Below are 15,957 nucleotides of genomic sequence, written 5' to 3'. Positions count from 1 at the left end.
ATCACCGTGGTGCCGTCGGCCCTCTCGGTGAGCCGGTCGCCGGGGCCATCGTGGAGAGCAGCCCGCTCGCCGTGGTGCCCAGGCCGGCGAGCCGGGACCGGAACGGTTCGGCGGTCGGGGCGAAACCCTCGCCGAGAATCAGGGTGCGCCACTTCGCCCGCAGCGTCGCGAACTCGTCCGACGCGGCGACGGCCGGGGTGCCGAGTCCGAGGGCGACGGCGGTGCCTGCGGAAGCGGTCCGGAAAACACGGCGTGACCATGGAGTCGTCATGACGGCGGTATCTAGCATGCATTCGCTCAAACGCTCAATGGTTCTTGCTGTGTTGAGCGTTTCGATCGTTCCGAGGAGGCCGGCACCCCTGAACGGGGCCGCCGTTCGTGCCGTATCTCAGCACGGGGACCGCGGACGCCCGTGTCCACGGGACGGAAGGAGAGCAGGGTGCCGACACCGCTCGACCCTGAACAGCCGCACCCAGGACCGGTTCTCGAGCCCGTCCGCGTGGTGCGGCTGCGCCGCTTCGACGCCCTCGCGGAGCTGATGCGCGAGATGCACCCGGAGCCGGAGGCGTACGAATCCTTCGGCACGGCCCCCCGACCGGGCGCCGCCACGCCCCGGTCTCCTCAGGACGCAGAGGACGAGACCCAGGAACTGCCTCCGTTCCCCACGCCCGCGCGGACCTCGCCGCCCGGCACCGGCCGGACCGCCCGCGACGCCTTCGGACTCGGCCCCGGACCGCGCCGCGCCGCCGTCGCCGTGGCCGTCGGCGCCGCCGCGCTCGTCGGCTTCGCGTGCGCCTTGCTGCTCCCGGCCCGCCAGCAGGCAGCCGGCGCCACCGTGCGGCCCTCCCACCCTGCCCTCACGGCACCGGCGACCAGGGCACCGGCCACCAGCGCCTCCGTCACATCCGCCCCCGTCTCACCCGCCCCCGCCGCCTCCGCCGACCCCGACGGCGCCGGCACCCTCCGTCAGGGCGACACCGGACCCGAGGTCACCGAGCTGCAGCAACGCCTGCTGCGCGTCCCCGACGTCTACCGCGACGGCTCGGTCGGCGGCACCTACGACGCCGTGCTCACCGCCGCCGTGGCCCGCTTCCAGCTCTGGTACGGCATCAGCGGCGACGAGACCGGCGTCTACGGGAACGACACCCGCCGCGCGCTGGAGTCCCGCACCGGCCTCGCCGGCGGCTGATCACCCACGCCGGCGCATTGGCTCCGTCCTCCGGGGGCACTCCGAGGGTGCGGGGAGGACTGCGAGGCCGGGCGGCCGGCGAGGCCGGCTGGGACAGGGACGGGAGCGGAGCGGCATGACGGGCGTGGACGGCATCTTCCATCGGCTGGATCCCGAGATGTACGTGGTCACGGCCGTGGCGGGCGGTGAGCGGGCCGGCTGTCTGGTGGGCTTCGCCTCGCAGTGCTCCATCCGGCCGCCGAGGTTCGCGGTATGGCTGTCCAAGGCCAACCACACCTACCGGGTGGCCCGGGCCGCGCACTGCCTCGCCGTGCACCTGCTCACCCGGGACCAGCGGGACCTCGCGGTGGTCTTCGGCGGCGAGACGGGCGACGAGGTCGACAAGTTCACCCAGGTGGACTGGCGGGAGGAGCCCGGCGGCGCGGCCGTCCTGACGGGCGCGGCGGGCTGGTTCGTCGGCGACATCCTGCACCGAACCGACGGCGGAGACCACGTCGGCTTCGTCCTCGACCCGGTGCGCTGGGGCGAAGGGCCCGGCGGGCCCCTGCTCCGGCTGACCGACGCGCTCCCGATCGAGCCCGGTCACCCGGTGGACTGACCCGGCTCGAACGCCGGGCAACGCCTCGGAAAAGCCCCGCGATCGTCCGGTTGTCCGGGCCCCACCATGGGCACTCGTTCCGCGGCACCCCGCCGGGCGCACCCCGCACCCCGCACCACGACCGAAGGCCACGCCGATGACCGGCTCCCGCATCCCGGGCCTGCTAGTGCCCATCGTCTTCCTGCTGGCCCTGGCCATCGGCTTCTGCTGGTACTGGCGCCACCGCGACGACGACTGACGACGTCCCGCGGCGACGTGCGGGCCGGCAGGACCCGGCTACTCCGCCTCCAGCGGCATCCTGATGTCCAGCACGCACACGTCGTCCCGGCGCTCGTCGGCCAGCAGCGTGTCGAGGAGCGCCTCCAGGGACCCGGCCCGGCCGCGGCCGTGGGTGCGGACCGCGTCGGCCAGCCGGGCGAAGCCCGCGTCGAGGCCCTCGCCGAGGCGCTCCACCAGGCCGTCGGTGTACAGCAGCAGCCGGTCACCGGGTTCCAGGCGGATCTCCGCCGACTCGAAGACCGGGCTCGCGCTGGCGCCGAGCAGCATGCCGCCGGGCCGGGTGAGGTAGCGCACCTCGCCGCGGCGCACGAGCAGCGGCGGCGGATGGCCGGCCTGGGCCCACGTCAGGACGTGGGTCGCGGGCTCGTAGCGGGCGAGGACCATGGTGGCCGTGGCCCGGCTGTCCCGGGAGTGCAGCAGCAGCTGGTTCAGCCGCGCCAGTGCTCCGGTCAGCGAGGAGCCCGTGCTCACCATGCCCTTTGCGGTGAACCGGAGCTGGGCCATCGTCGCCACGGCGCCGATGCCGTGTCCCGCGACGTCACCGACGACGAACAGCGCGGCATCGTCGGGCAGTTCGATGGCGCTGAACCAGTCACCGCCGACGTGGATGCCCGACTGGGCGGGCAGATAGGCCACCTCGATCCGCAGCCCGGCCAGCCGCACCGGCTTGCTGGGCAGCGGCAGCAGCGCGTGCTGCAGCCGGGCGGCCAGGGCCCGCTCCGCCTGCAGCACCCCGCGCTGCAGCAGCATCGCGCGTTCGCTCTCGACCAGGGCGAGTTCGGCGCTGCGCTGCGCGGTGAGGTTCTGCACGAAGCCGTGCACGTCGGCGGGCGTGCCGTCCGGTTCCGTCACGGCCTCCGCGACGATCCTCAGGTGCCGCACGCCCTCGGGCGCCTGGATGCGGAACGGCACGTCGAACGGCCGGGCGTGCCGGATGAGTTCGGCGATCGCGTGGGCCAGCGGACCCGCGTCCTGGGGCAGCGCCAGGTCCGGCAGCCGCTCCAGCCGGACCGGTCCGTGCGCGAGGTCGCGGCCGAGCACGGCGTAGGCCTGCGGGGACCAGGTGATGTCCTGGGTGACCAGGTTCCAGTTGGCCCAGCCGAGGTTGCCGAGCCGCTGGACGTCGGCCAGACGCTGCTCCTGACGCTCCACCGGGTCGTGCCGCAGCCAGGTCACCAGCAGCCCGTCGGCCAGCGGCGCCGCCCGCACCGAGTAGGTCGCGGTCACCGGCACCCCCTCGGACACGTCCTGGTAGGCGAACGGATCGCTCTCGAACGGCACCCCGGTCACGAGCGCGTCCAGGTAGCCGTGCCACAGTGGCTCGCCCGCGACGGACGGATAGCTCTCCAGGATGTGCTTGCCGACCATGTCCCGCCCGGTCCGGCCGAACACGTCGACGGCGTCGGCGGTCGCGGCGTCGATGCGGTAGTCCTCCACCTCGCCGGACGGAGCGCGCAGCGGGGTCAGCAGGATCGCCGCCCCTGGCACCGCGTCGAGCACGGCCTGCACGGCCTGGGCGATGCCCTCGTCGGTGCCTTCCTGAGGGGCGTCGAAGGCCCGCAGCCGGCCCGCGCACAGCCGGGCCACGGCCCGCAGCAGCTCCCGCTCGCGCGGTGCGAACGCGCCGTGCCGCCGGCGCAGCACGCCGAGGGCGACCCCCGCGTTGCCTCCGGTGGACACGGGCAGCCAGGCCCGTGACAGCCACCGCTCGGGAGAGTCCCCGATGAGCAGGTAGCGCTGCCGGTCCCTGGCGATGTCCTCCAGCCAGCGCGGCTCGCCGGTCTTCAGGACCTCGAGCGGGGTGACCCCGCTCAGGGGCGGCACCTGGCGCCACTGCGAGGCGAGCGTCGCGTCCACCCCGGTGTGCCCGATCAGCTCGAGCCCGCCCTCGGGCAGCCGCTCGTACAGCATCACGGCGTCCGCACCCACCTCGGGCGCCAGATGCTTCAGCAGGCATCCGGCCAGCTCCTGCGGGGAGTTGACCCCGACCAGATCCCGGCCGACCTGGCCGAGCACGTCCACGACGTCGCCGGTCCCGGTGGGCCAGGACTCCCAGGCGGCGGTCGTGGCGTGTCCCGTGCCCGCCCCCTCGGCGGGCTGTGGCTTCAGCGGCACCAGACCGCCCAGGGTGAGCCAGCACTCCTCGAGGAGCGTGCGGTTGCCGGCCTTGGCGCGCTGCAGCAGTTCCTCCTGCGCGGCGTCGGGGGAGCAGCCGGTCGTCGCCATCAGCGCGCCCTTGGCGCGCTCCAGGACGGCCGAGGTCGCGGCCAGGTCCCGCAGCCGCGCCATCTCGGCGCGCTGACGGGCCACGACCTTGGCCAATGCCACCAGATCGGCACCGGTGCCCGGGTCCACCGAGGGCGCTGGCTCGCTCGTCACGCGATGAGCATTGCACATCTCGGGCCGTTCGATCACTCGTCTGCCACGTCCGGCTTTCCGGGCAGGACATGTCCGGCTTTCCAGGGTGGAAAGGAGGCCTCGGAGGCCCGCACCGCCGCGGCCGCGCACGGCGGCCGGGAAGGCCTTCCGGCAGGTCGCGGCCGGGCGGTCAGCGGCCGGTGCCGCGTCCGGCCAGCGCCTCGCTGACCGCGCGGACACTGCGCGCTATGTGCTGGAGCTGCAGCACCTCGGCCGCGTACAGCTTGATCGTGTGCTCGATGACCGCCTCGGGCACCCCGAGCACGGGCAGCTCGGCCCGGGCGGTCTGCAGCGCGGTCCGCGCCACCCGGATCTCCTGCTGGACCTGGATCTGCGCGTGCCGGGCGAGCAGCACGGGGTGCCGGATCAGCGTCGGGTAGCTGGCGTAGCGCGCCGGGATCAGTTCGCGCAGCCACTTGGCCGCCGAGCGTTCCCAGTCGTAGCTGCCGGGCATCTTGACCTGGCAGGGCCAGTCGGGGCTGAGGCGCGTGGTGGTCAGGGGCATGATCACTTCCGGTGTGCGGCGTCGTGAGGGTGGTCCGACGGTTGGGGCGGCCCCGGCCTAGGGGATGGCCGGGGCCGCCACGGGCGCGCCGCCGGGGCGGTGCGCCACCGAACATCCCGGGCGCCGACGTGGGTAGGGAACGGCGGCATGGGATGTCCGTGCGGGGGCCCCGGATGCAGGGGACCGGCGCGGCGGGAGTGCTTGCGTGCGCATGGGCGGTCCGTCGGCTTTCTCGGGGCGTGGTGCGAGCGGTGAGTCCGCGGGTGCGGAACGTGCCCGGGGGTGGGCCGGGCGCGATCCGTGAGCAGTATTTATATATGCCGTCCGCTTTGCAAGACGTATGAAAACATTCATGCGAGATATGCGGTGAATGATCCCCGTGGGCCGAATGATCCCGGCCCCGGCGGCTCGCGGCAGGAAGATCTGCGGTCACCTGCGCCGAAGACGGCAGGATCAGTCCCTGAGGAAGAACTGCTGCTGGTCCGCCACCTGTTCGTACTTCTCCAGCCGGGCCTGCGTGCGCTCCGGATCGGCGTCCGTCATGGCCTGCAGCAGGGCCGCGGCCAGCAGTCCGGGCGCGGCGTAGGAGTCGAAGACCAGGCGGGAGCCGGGGCCGGTGGTGAAGGTGACGTCGGCCTCGTCGGCCAGCGGGCCGAGTGCCAGGTCGGTGATCAGGGCGACCTTCAGGCCCGCCTCGCGCGCCACGCGCAGCGCGGTGAGCGTCTCCTGCGCGTGCCGGGGCATGGCGAACGCCAGCACCCAGGTGCCGCCGGCCTCGCGCGACTGCAGCAGCGCGTCGTAGGCCACGCTGCCGCCGCGCGTCACCAGCCGTACATCGGGATGGATGCGGCGGGCCGCATAGCCGAAGTACTCGGCGAGCGACACGGAGATGCGCAGGCCCAGCACGGTCAGCGGGGTGGAGCGGGACAGCGCGCGGCCGACCCGGATCACCCGGTCGGGGTCGGCGAAGTCGCGGCGCAGGTTCTCCAGGTTCTGGATCTCGGCGTCGACGGCCGCCTGGAGTTCGTTGGCGCGGTCCACCTCGCCCGGTCCGCCGGCCAGCTGGCTCAGCGCGATCGCCTGGAGCTTCTCCCGCAGCGCGGGGTAGCCGCTGAAGCCGACGGCGGCGGCGAAGCGGGTGACGGAGGGCTGGCTGACGCCCACGCGGTCCGCCAGCTCGGTGATCGACAGGAACGCCGCCTCGGTGATGTGCTCGATCAGGTACTGGGCGACACGGCGCTGACCCGGGGACAGCCGGGGTCCGTCGAAGAGCTCTCTGAGCTGGGAAGTCGGTGCGGCCCCGGCCTCCGGCGCGATCTTGCCCGAGGTGATCGCTGACGCCTGGGCGCGTGCCTGCTGCGGCGAGGGCACCGGCTCGCCTCCTTTGTCTCCCACGAACACTCAACATAGCTCACCGACCGTGGTGACCAGGGGGTGTGACGGCCCGACAGGCTCACCGCCGGTACAGGGTGATCGAATGACCCACTTGATCGACCGGACGGCTGGAGTCGATCAATTCGGCCAGTTCGCCGTGCGCCTTGGCCACCGCGGAGTCCGACACGACCAGCAGTCCGTGGACCCGGCCCGGTGGCACCTTGCGCGGATCGGAGGCATCGATCCCGTAGTACGACGGCACACCGCTGCCCTTGTAGACCAGCCACACCCGCTCGCCCGGATACCGCTGCCGCAGGCGGTCGGCGAGCCGACCCAGGTCCTGGCCCCAGTCCACGTTGGAGTCGTGCAGCAGCCGGTGGGTGTGCTCCGGCCCGCCGAACGCCTCGTTGGCGTACGGCAGGTAGTACGGGAACGTGCGCAGCGAACTCACCGCCACCAGCAGCACCAGCAGCCCCACCGCCGACGGCGCCCACCGCCGGCGCGGCGCGAGCACACCCGCTCCCGCCACCGCGAGGAACACCGGCACGAACAGGGCGTACCGCGTCCCGAAGTCCCGCGAGCCCGTCATCGCCACCGCCAGCAGCACAGCGGGCGGCAGCAGCAGATACGGCGCCGCGGGCCTCAGCCGCCGTACCGCCACGGTGGCCACGGCACCGGCCGCACCCAGCGCCAGCAACCCCAGAGGGGTCTTCACCAGCAGGGCGGCCGGCAGGTAGTACCAGAGCGAGCCCGTGTACAGGTGCCCGAACAGGTAGCCCTGCCAGGGATAGTCCTCGAGACCGAACTGCACCCGCATCCCGTCCCGGTAGGCGTGCGGCAGCGGCAGCAGATCGGTGAGACGCCCGCGCAGCCCGTGCACGGCCGGCACCGGCTCCGCGGGCGTGAACCGCAGCCGGGGATCGACCGCCAGATAGGCGACCCAGACCACGGCGACGGCCACCAGCGCCACGACCGCCGCACCCGCGAGCCCCAGGAGCAGCTTCCGGCGCCGGTCGGCCCCGCTGCGGGCCGCCCACACCGACACCACCGCGAGGAGCATCGCCACGGGGACCGCGGGCAGCGCGCTCATCTTGGTCGCCACGGCCGCCCCCAGGGCCGCCCCGGCGAGCGGCAGCCACAGCCGGGGCCGGTGCCGCGCCCGCCACAGCAGCCAGGCGGACGTCAGCACGAACCCGGTCGCCGGCATGTCCAGCGTGGCCAGCGAGCCGTGCGCGATCACATCCGGGGAGAAGGCGTACAGCGCGAGCGCCACCAGGCCGGCCACCCTGCCCGCCACCTCCCGGGCGAAGGCGAACACGACGAGTCCGAACAGCAGGGTCAGCGTGATCACCGGCAGCCGCGCCCACAGCATCAGCCGCCAGGGATCGTTGCCCGACTCGTACAGCAGATGCCGTCCCACCTCACCCTGCGTGCCGGTGTACGACGGGTCGTAGTGCGGGTCGGCCACCGCCACACCGGCCGCGATCAGCAGCTTGCCGAGCGGCGGGTGCTCGGGGTTGTAGCGCAGCCGGTGCTCGCGCAGGTAGTCGGTGGCCGTGGCCACGTACACGGGTTCGTCGATGGTGGGCGTCTGCTGCACGGCCGTGGTGACCATCGCGGCGGCCATCTGGGCCAGCAGCAGCGCCACCAGGAGCGGCACCAGGCGGCGCCGCCGGCGGTACAGTCCGGCCCGCAAACGGTCCCGGGCCGTACTCCGTCCCGGGCTGTCGTCTCCGGAGGTTTCGGGCCCGAGGAGCTGGGCCGTGTGCTGTGCGTGCGCCATCATCCGCCCCGCGGTGGCACCGGCCGTGCGGTGGCGGGAGCGAGCCGGGACCTGATCATGGCCCCACTGTCGCACCGCTCCCGCCGCCGGGGGAGTCACCGCTTCACGAGTCGTACCGGCAGACCTTCTGCCGTGTGTACACCGGTACGGTCCGCAGCCCGTCGGAGTTCACCACCACCCGGCCGGACCGCCCGCGCGCAGGGTGACCTCCAGGGTGCGGAGTCCTGGGCGTGGCCGCCGCGCACCGGCTGCCGCTCCGCGACCCGGAGGGTGGCGCGATGTTCGCCATGGCGACGCCGGCTCTCCTCCCCGAGCTCATCTGCTTCCTCGTCTGCCGGAAGAGACTGGTGGGCTGTCTGGCGACCACCGGAACGAAGGGCTGATCCCGCGTGCATCTGCCGTACCAGCGCCGCCCGTTGCACGACCTGCCCGACACCCCCGAGGCGTACGACGCCGTCCTCGCCGACGTCACCGAGCAGGCCCTGGCCCGGCTGACCCCCGAGGGCAGCCTCGAACACCCCGACGCGCTGAACGACGTCGGCGACACCTCCCTCGGCATCACCTCCCTGCTCGCGCTCGCCTGGCAGCGCGGCAAGGACCCCCGGCTGCCGGAGGCGGTGCGCCGCAGCCTCGCCTTCCACCTGCGCGAGCGCGTCCACACCGCGGACAACCCCGGCTACCCGAACCTCCGCATCGCCGACTCCGGTCTGCCGTACGCGCGTTACGTGCCGGCGGCGGGCGCGCATCCCATCGGCGACTGGCCCAGCACGGTGTGGGCGCTGCTCCAGGCGGTGAACGTCCTCGACGCGGCGGACGGCCTCCTGGCGGACGGACAGCGGACCGCGCTCACCGAGGTGGCACACGGCTACTGGCGCCGGCTGACCGAGGCGACCTTCTTCAACCCCCAGGAGGCGGGCAACCAGGCCATCGGCTGCGTGGTCGGCGGCCTGATGCTGGCCCGCCGTCTTCCCGCGGAGAAAGGGGAGTCGGTCCGTGCCCGCGCGCTCGCCCTGTACACCGACGAGATCCGCGCCCACCGGGGCCGCGACCGAGGCGCCCTGCTGCCGCCCGAGCACGGCGGGGCGTACGACAACAACTACGGCCCGATATCCCTGTCCTTCCTCGCCCAGGCCCACCGGATCAGCGGCGAGGCGGTGTTCGCCGAGGACGGCGAGATGCTCGCCCGCTACCTCGACGCCCGCCTGACGAACGGCGGCTTCGACCTCGGCGGCCCCCGCTACAGCGAACAGCACTCCGGGTTCGAATCCGTCCTGGGCCTGCGCTACTTCGGCGCGCGCGTCGGCTCGGACCTGGGCCGCTACCGGGGCGACACCCGGTGGGCGCGGCACGCGGTCCAGCGGGACGGCCGGATCGACGGGCACTTCGCCTTCATGCTGGTCTGGCAGATCCAGGACACCACCCGCTGGCACCGCACCCCCTCGGCGGCCCCCGCCCGCCACCAACTGCGCGCCGGCACGGTCTCCGTGGCCTTCGACAGCCGGATGACCCCGTCGCTGATCGAGGCGGCCGGCACCTACTACCTGCCCGCGGCCGTACGCAGGCAGCACGGGTTCGGGCCGGTGACGGACGGCTTCCTGCTGTGCCGTCCCATGGGGCAGGTGCGTGTGCGGGACGTACGCGCCGACGGGCTCGTGGCGAAGCTGGTCACCAAGCCGGTCGTCGGCCGCGACCATGTCCTGCGCCATGTGCGGTCGCTGTACGTCACCGACGGCACCGGCCTGTGGGTGACGGTCGCCGTGCAGCGGCTCGACGGGGCGCCCTACCTGCTGTCCGGGATGCCGTACGCCGCCGACGACGGAGACCGGGTGCGCCGCACCGCCGAGGGCGAGGTCGCCTCCGCGGGCGGGCTGCGCCTCACGCATCCCACGGACGCCGGCCCCGACCACTTCGACGCCCGCGCCGAACTCACCCAGGAACAGGCCGCGTTCGCGCTGGCGGCCGACCCGCGCGGCTACGGCGACCCCGACGAGGGCTGGCGCCACCTGCTCGCCTCCAGCGCGCTGGAGGCCGGCCCGGCGCCGGGTGCCCCGGAGGGGCTGCACGTGTTCGCCGTGCGGTACGGGCCCGGCGGCCCCTTCGCGCCCGCCTTCGACGAGGACGAACGCGGGCTGACGGTGCGCACGGAGGCGTTCACCGCCCTGCTCGGGGATCCACGCGGTGACGCGGGCGGTGTGCCCGAACTGACGTTGCGCGCCTGAGCGGGCGGGTCGCGGCGCGCGCTCAGCCCGTCTCCGGCGCCCCGTGCGGCGAGGGCAGCGCGCCGGGCGGCACGACGAGGTCCGCCCGGTCCCGCGTCGTCGCGATCAGGTCCGCGTTGCGCTGGTCCGTCCCCAGCACCCAGGCCACGGCTGCCCCGTGAGGCTTGCCGAACTCCTCGTGCCGGGCGACCAGCCGCCGGACGCGCTCCCGCTCGTCGATCTCGCAGAACCACACCTCGTCCAGGCAGGCCCGCACCCGGGCCCACGAACTCTCCCGCAGCAGAAGGTAGTTGCCCTCGGTGACCACCAGACGGGCGGCCGGCGGCACCGGGATCGCGCCCGCGATCGGCTGTTCCAGCACCCGCTCGAACCCGGGTGCGTACACCACCTCGTCGCTCTCCTCGCGAAGCCGCCGCAGCAGGGCCGCGTATCCGGCCGCGTCGAAGGTGTCCGGCGCGCCCTTGCGGTCCCGGCGGCCCAGCCGGTCCAGTTCGACGTCGGCGAGATGGAAGCCGTCCATGGGGACGTGCGCCACCCAGGGCGGCCCGTCGGCGTTCAGGGCGCGCACCAGCTGCTCGGCCAGCGTCGTCTTGCCGGCGCCGGGGCCGCCCGCGATCCCGAGGATCGCGCGCCGCCCGCCCGCGGTGAGGGCGCGGGCACGGGTGAGGAGGTCGTCGAAGGTCAGCGGCACACAGCAGAGTGTGTCACCAGCGGCGCGCGCGGTGAGACACAGGTGTGAAGATGCGAAAGTATGGCTCATGTGGCGCTCGACACCCACTGGAAGGCGCCCCATGGGGAACAGTGCTGGGTATGACTCAGCTCGGTCTGCCCGACACCATCCAGGCCTGTCTCTTCGACCTCGACGGCGTCGTCACCAGGACGGCCGTCGTGCACGCGGCCGCCTGGAAGGAGACGTTCGACGCGTTCCTGCGCGAGTACGAGGGCCCCGGGGCGCGGCCGTTCGACGATGTCGCCGACTACGACGAGTACGTCGACGGACGCCCGCGCGCCGACGGGGTCCGCTCCTTCCTCGCCTCGCGCGGCATCCACCTGCCCGAGGGCGGCCCCGAGGACCCACCGGACGCCCGCACCGTGCACGGCCTCGGCAACCGCAAGAACGACCTGCTGCTGGAGAAGATCCGCACCGGCGGGGTCGAGGCCTACGAGGGCACGCTGCGCTATCTGGAGGCCGTGCGCGCGCTGGGTCTGCGCACCGCGATCGTCTCCTCCAGCGCCAACTGCCGTGACGTGCTGCGGGCCGTCGGCGCCGAGCACTTCTTCGACGTGCGGATCGACGGCGTGGTGGCCGCCGAGCGCAACCTGCCGGGCAAGCCGCACCCCGACACCTTCCTGGCCGCCGCACGCGACCTGGGTGTCGAGGCGGCGCGGGCGGCCGTCTTCGAGGACGCGCTGGCCGGCATGGACGCGGGCCGCGCCGGCGGCTTCGGCCATGTCGTCGGCGTCGACCGCGTCGGACAGGCCGACGCGCTGTACGCCCACGGCGCGAACGTCGTCGTCAAGGACCTCGTCGAGCTGGGAGGCAAGCAGTGATCACCCACCGGGCGTACACGGTCGAGCCGTGGAGCGTGCGCGAGACGGAGCTGGGCCTCGACGTCCTCGCCCAGAGCGAGTCGGTGTTCGCGCTCTCCAACGGCCATGTCGGCTGGCGCGGCAACCTGGACGAGGGCGAACCGCACGGCCTGCCCGGCAGCTACCTCAACGGGGTGCACGAGGTGCACCCGCTGCCGTACGCGGAGGCCGGCTACGGCTATCCGGAGTCCGGGCAGACGGTCATCAACGTCACCAACGGCAAGATCCTCAGGCTCCTGGTGGACGACGAGCCGTTCGACCTGCGCTACGGCCGGCTCGTCGCCCACGAGCGCGTCCTCGACCTGCGCCGCGGGGTGCTGGAGCGGACCTGTGAGTGGACGTCGCCGGCCGGTTCCACGGTCCGGGTGCGCTCGACGCGGCTGGTGTCGCTGACCCAGCGGGCGGTGGCCGCCGTGGCCTACGAAGTGGAGGCCGTCGGCAACCGCAGCCGGGTGGTGATCCAGTCGGAGCTGGTCGCCAACGAGCAGCTGCCCGATGCGAACGGCGACCCGCGCGCGGCGATGGCCCTGCAGTCGCCGCTGGAGCCGGAGGACGACTTCGCCTCCGGCAGCCGGCTGCGGCTGGTGCACCGCACCCGGCGCAGCGGCCTCAGGGTGGCGGTCGCCGCCGACCACGTCGTCACCGGTCCCGAGCGCACCACGACCCGCAGCGAGAGCGGCACCGACGTCGCCCGGCTCACCGTCACCTCCGTGCTGGAGCCGGGCCAGACGCTGCGTGTGGAGAAGCTCGTCGCCCACGGCTGGTCCGGTACCCGCTCGCTGCCCGCGATGGCCGACCAGGTCGACGCGGCCCTCGCGGCCGCCGCGCACGACGGCTGGCAGGGCCTCCTGGACGACCAGCGCGCCCACCTGGACGACTTCTGGGCCCGCGCGGACGTCGAGGTGGACGGCGACGAGGAGATCCAGCAGGCCGTGCGGTTCGCCCTCTTCCACGTCCTGCAGGCCGGCGCCCGCGCCGAACAGCGGGCGATACCCGCCAAGGGGCTGACCGGCTCCGGGTACGACGGGCACGCGTTCTGGGACACCGAGACGTTCGTACTGCCCCTGCTCACCCACACCGCCCCCGAGTCCGTCGCCGAGGCACTGCGCTGGCGGTACAACACCCTGGACGAGGCCCGCGAACGCGCCACCCAACTGGGCCTGGGCGGAGCGGCGTTCCCCTGGCGGACCATCCAGGGGGCGGAGGGCTCGGCGTACTGGCCGGCCGGCACCGCCGCCTTCCACGTGAACGCCGACATCGCCGACGCGGTCGTCCGCTACGTCGAGGCAACCGGCGACACCGCCTTCGAACGGGAGGTGGGGGTGGAACTGCTGGTGGAGACCGCACGCCTGTGGCGCTCGCTCGGCCACCACGACCACCGCGGTGTCTTCCACATCGACGGCGTGACCGGCCCCGACGAGTACAGCGCGGTCGCCGACGACAACACCTACACCAACCTGATGGCCCGGCAGAACCTGCTCGCCGCCGCCGCCGCCGTCCAGCGGCATCCGCGCGAGGCGGAGCGCCTGGGCGTGGACGAGGAGGAGAGCGCTGCCTGGCGGGACGCCGCCGAGGCCGTGCACATCCCCTACAACGACGAACTCGGTGTGCACGAGCAGCACGCCGGGTTCACCCGCTACCAGCGCTGGGACTTCCCGAACACCCGCCCCGACCAGTACCCGCTGCTGCTGAACTTCCCCTACTTCGACCTGTACCGCAAACAGGTCGTCAAGCAGGCCGACCTGGTACTGGCCATGTACACGTGCGGCGACCGCTTCGACGACGAGCAGATCGCCCGCAACTTCGCCTACTACGAGCCGCTGACCGTACGCGACTCCTCCCTGTCCGCCTGCTGCCAGGCCGTCATCGCCGCCCAGACGGGCCATCTTCGGCTCGCCTACGACTACACGGCCGAGGCGGCCCTGATGGACCTGGCGGACCTGGAGCACAACACCCGGGACGGACTGCACATCGCCTCGCTGGCCGGCACCTGGATGGCGCTGGTCGCGGGCTTCGGCGGGCTGCGCCGCGGCGGCGCCGGACTGCGCTTCGCGCCGCGTCTGCCGGAGCGGCTGCGCCGCCTGGCCTTCAACCTGCAGTTCCGCGGCCGCCGGCTCCGGGTGGAGATCGGCGCGGACAAGGCGACGTACACGCTCCTCGACGGGTCGCCGCTCCGGCTCCACCACCACGGGGAGCCGCTCCGGGTGAGCACCGACGAGCCGGCCGTCCGCGCGGTGCCGCCGGCCGCGCCCCGTCCGGCCCCGGAGCAGCCACCGCACAGGGCGCCGAACCGTGGCTGAGGGTCAGTGGGGTCTGGAGTGCCGCGATCCGGCGGGTGACGGCCCGGTCGGTGAAGTTCAGGGCACACGCCGGCCGGGGGCGGCTCGTGGTCAGGGCACGGGCGGCGTCCACGCCGGGCGCCGAACCGTGGCTGAGGGTCAGTTGAGTGCGCCGGACAGGAGGCCGAGGAGGTCGCCCGTCGCGTCGGCGGCGAGGAGGGCGGGGAGCGCGCCCAGGGCGAGGACGGCCGCCGCGGCGGGCCACAGGTAGGGGGGCGGGTTGGTCTGGAGTGCCGCGATCCGGCGGGTGACGGCCCGGTCGGTGAAGTTCAGGGCACACGCCGGCCGGGCGCGGCCCACGGTGAGCGCGGCACGGGCCAGCGCACGGGCGGCGACCCGCCGGTCCCCGACGGCGTCCGCCGCCTGCTCGTCGGCCCAGCGTTCCACCAGGAACACCACGGCCGAACGGACCGGCACGAGCAGCGGGTTGGCGGCGGCCGCCAGCGTGACCGCTGTCACCAGCGGCCCGTGCCGGTGGGCCAGATGCGCACGCTCGTGGGCCAGCAGCACCCGCCGCTCGGACGGCTCCAGCGCGCTCAGCATCGCGGAGGTGACCAGAATCCGGCCCGGCCGGCCCGGAATCGCGAACGCCCGGGGCACCTCGGAGGCGGCGACGATCAGCTCCGTGTCGGTGGGCCGGCCGGCGCACAGCCGCCGCAGCGCCCGCCGGGTGCGCCGCTCGGCGCGCAGCGCCCGGTGCACCCGCCAGACGACCACGGCCAGCGCCACACCGGCGGCGACCCCGATCACCTCCGGCACCGGACTCACCAGCCGATGCCCGTCCTCCCGCGCCTCGCGCACCACGGGCGGCGCGTCCCCGAGCAGCGCGGCCACCAGCAGCACCAACGACCAGGTCGTGGCCGCGGCCGTGAGCACCGCCGCCGACGTCAGCACGCGCGCGGCGAGCGCCGGGGCGACCCGGCCGCCGATCACCGGGGCGACGACGGACAGCAGCAGCGACAGCAAGAGCGGGGTGTAGACGTCGAATCTCATGCGCCGCCTCCGGCGAGCAACTCGCGCAGCGCCCGCTCCTCGTCGGGGCTCAGACCGGTCACGAACTGCTGGAGCGCGGCGATGGGATCCGGACCTCGGTCCAGGGCCTCGTGCATCGCCTCGGCCGTCAGTTCCGCCGCGTTCTTCGCCGGCCGGTACGCACCGCGCCGCCCGTCGGCGTCGCGCAGCACCAGCCCCTTGTCGTACAGGCGTTTGAGGATGGTGTGGACCGTGTTGTAGGCGAGTCCGCCGCCGATCTCGCCCTGGATCTCCGCGGGGGTCAGCGGCCGCTCCGTGGCCCACAGGGCGGCCAGGACCTCGCTCTCCAGCGCCCCGGCGCTGCGCCGCTCCGCCCTGCCGCGGGACCCTGTGCCAGCCATGCCCCAACCTTACAGCGCGTAGGGCCGTGGGTCCGGACGGCCCTGTCTGCCCTGCGACGGCCCGTGATCCACGCTAGTTTGGCTGTGTTTCCCCCGATTCCCGTCTTCGACCCTACGGGCTGTAGGGTAGCGACCCTACGAGTTGTAGGGACAGAGGGGTGATCATGGTCGGCAGCGCGCACGCCACCGCCGACGCGGCCCGGGGGGGGGGGGGGGGGGGGGGGTTCTCCGGTGTCTGTCGGCCTCGGGCGGGTCGGCCGTTTGCTGTTTTCTCGTTCGACTTCTCGCGT

General features: G+C 73.7%; 14 protein-coding genes. 6 read left to right on the top strand and 8 right to left on the bottom strand.

From position 1 onward, the window contains the following. Window position 1: 1 nt before the first annotated feature. Window positions 2-271, bottom strand: a complete 270-nt coding sequence (locus AC07CM_RS20100) for a hypothetical protein (protein WP_478877748.1) — start codon at window positions 269-271, stop codon at window positions 2-4. Window positions 272-439: 168 nt separating this feature from the next. On the opposite strand from AC07CM_RS20100, the gene AC07CM_RS20095 reads away from it, so the two are divergent. Then, on the top strand, window positions 440-1,189 hold the full coding sequence (locus tag AC07CM_RS20095; protein WP_478877747.1) for a peptidoglycan-binding domain-containing protein: 750 nt from the start codon (window positions 440-442) through the stop codon (window positions 1,187-1,189). Window positions 1,190-1,304: 115 nt separating this feature from the next. Next, window positions 1,305-1,787, top strand: coding sequence for a flavin reductase family protein (locus AC07CM_RS20090; RefSeq protein WP_478877746.1), 483 nt, complete (start codon window positions 1,305-1,307; stop codon window positions 1,785-1,787). Window positions 1,788-2,063: 276 nt separating this feature from the next. On the opposite strand, the gene AC07CM_RS20085 is transcribed toward AC07CM_RS20090, so the two are convergent. From AC07CM_RS20085 to AC07CM_RS20070, 4 genes are all read right to left on the bottom strand, one after another. Beyond that, complete coding sequence (locus tag AC07CM_RS20085) at window positions 2,064-4,463, bottom strand: SpoIIE family protein phosphatase (protein WP_478877798.1); 2,400 nt, start codon at window positions 4,461-4,463, stop codon at window positions 2,064-2,066. Between the two features lie 151 nt (window positions 4,464-4,614). Continuing rightward, window positions 4,615-4,989 carry a hypothetical protein gene (locus AC07CM_RS20080; protein ID WP_478877745.1) on the bottom strand — a complete coding sequence of 125 codons (375 nt, stop codon included), beginning with the start codon at window positions 4,987-4,989 and terminating at the stop codon, window positions 4,615-4,617. 453 nt (window positions 4,990-5,442) lie between these two features. Further along, the gene (locus AC07CM_RS20075; protein WP_478877744.1) at window positions 5,443-6,360 is read right to left on the bottom strand and encodes a MurR/RpiR family transcriptional regulator; all 918 of its coding nucleotides are present in this window, start codon (window positions 6,358-6,360) and stop codon (window positions 5,443-5,445) included. A gap of 82 nt (window positions 6,361-6,442) precedes the next feature. After that, a complete protein-coding gene (locus AC07CM_RS20070; protein ID WP_478877743.1) occupies window positions 6,443-8,149 on the bottom strand; it encodes an ArnT family glycosyltransferase in 1,707 nt (568 codons plus the stop codon). A gap of 227 nt (window positions 8,150-8,376) precedes the next feature. Here AC07CM_RS20070 and AC07CM_RS20065 point away from each other — a divergent pair, with 227 nt between their 5' ends. Both AC07CM_RS20065 and AC07CM_RS20060 read left to right on the top strand, forming a co-directional pair. Continuing rightward, a complete protein-coding gene (locus AC07CM_RS20065; RefSeq protein ID WP_478877742.1) occupies window positions 8,377-8,529 on the top strand; it encodes a hypothetical protein in 153 nt (50 codons plus the stop codon). Between the two features lie 6 nt (window positions 8,530-8,535). After that, complete coding sequence (locus AC07CM_RS20060) at window positions 8,536-10,365, top strand: hypothetical protein (RefSeq protein WP_478877741.1); 1,830 nt, start codon at window positions 8,536-8,538, stop codon at window positions 10,363-10,365. 22 nt (window positions 10,366-10,387) lie between these two features. On the opposite strand, the gene AC07CM_RS20055 is transcribed toward AC07CM_RS20060, so the two are convergent. Further along, window positions 10,388-11,056, bottom strand: a complete 669-nt coding sequence (locus AC07CM_RS20055; protein ID WP_478877740.1) for a nucleoside/nucleotide kinase family protein — start codon at window positions 11,054-11,056, stop codon at window positions 10,388-10,390. A gap of 119 nt (window positions 11,057-11,175) precedes the next feature. Between AC07CM_RS20055 and AC07CM_RS20050 the strand changes: the two genes are divergently transcribed. Continuing rightward, window positions 11,176-11,916 (top strand): HAD family hydrolase, encoded by a 741-nt coding sequence (locus AC07CM_RS20050; RefSeq protein WP_478877739.1) that lies wholly within the window; start codon window positions 11,176-11,178, stop codon window positions 11,914-11,916. Then, a complete protein-coding gene (locus AC07CM_RS20045; RefSeq protein WP_478877738.1) occupies window positions 11,913-14,255 on the top strand; it encodes a glycoside hydrolase family 65 protein in 2,343 nt (780 codons plus the stop codon). The genes AC07CM_RS20050 and AC07CM_RS20045 overlap by 4 nt, the downstream gene beginning before the upstream one ends. Window positions 14,256-14,393: 138 nt before the next feature. Here AC07CM_RS20045 and AC07CM_RS20040 read toward each other — a convergent pair whose 3' ends face one another. Both AC07CM_RS20040 and AC07CM_RS20035 read right to left on the bottom strand, forming a co-directional pair. After that, window positions 14,394-15,287 carry a M48 family metalloprotease gene (locus AC07CM_RS20040; RefSeq protein ID WP_478877737.1) on the bottom strand — a complete coding sequence of 298 codons (894 nt, stop codon included), beginning with the start codon at window positions 15,285-15,287 and terminating at the stop codon, window positions 14,394-14,396. Continuing rightward, window positions 15,284-15,667 (bottom strand): BlaI/MecI/CopY family transcriptional regulator, encoded by a 384-nt coding sequence (locus AC07CM_RS20035; RefSeq protein WP_478877736.1) that lies wholly within the window; start codon window positions 15,665-15,667, stop codon window positions 15,284-15,286. Before AC07CM_RS20035 ends, AC07CM_RS20040 begins: the two co-directional genes overlap by 4 nt. Window positions 15,668-15,957 lie beyond the last annotated feature (290 nt).

The sequence above is a fragment of the Streptomyces sp. NPDC044061 genome (genome assembly GCF_056434305.1).
Note: the sequence above shows the minus strand (reverse complement) of the source record. Positions and strands in the feature narration are given on the sequence as shown.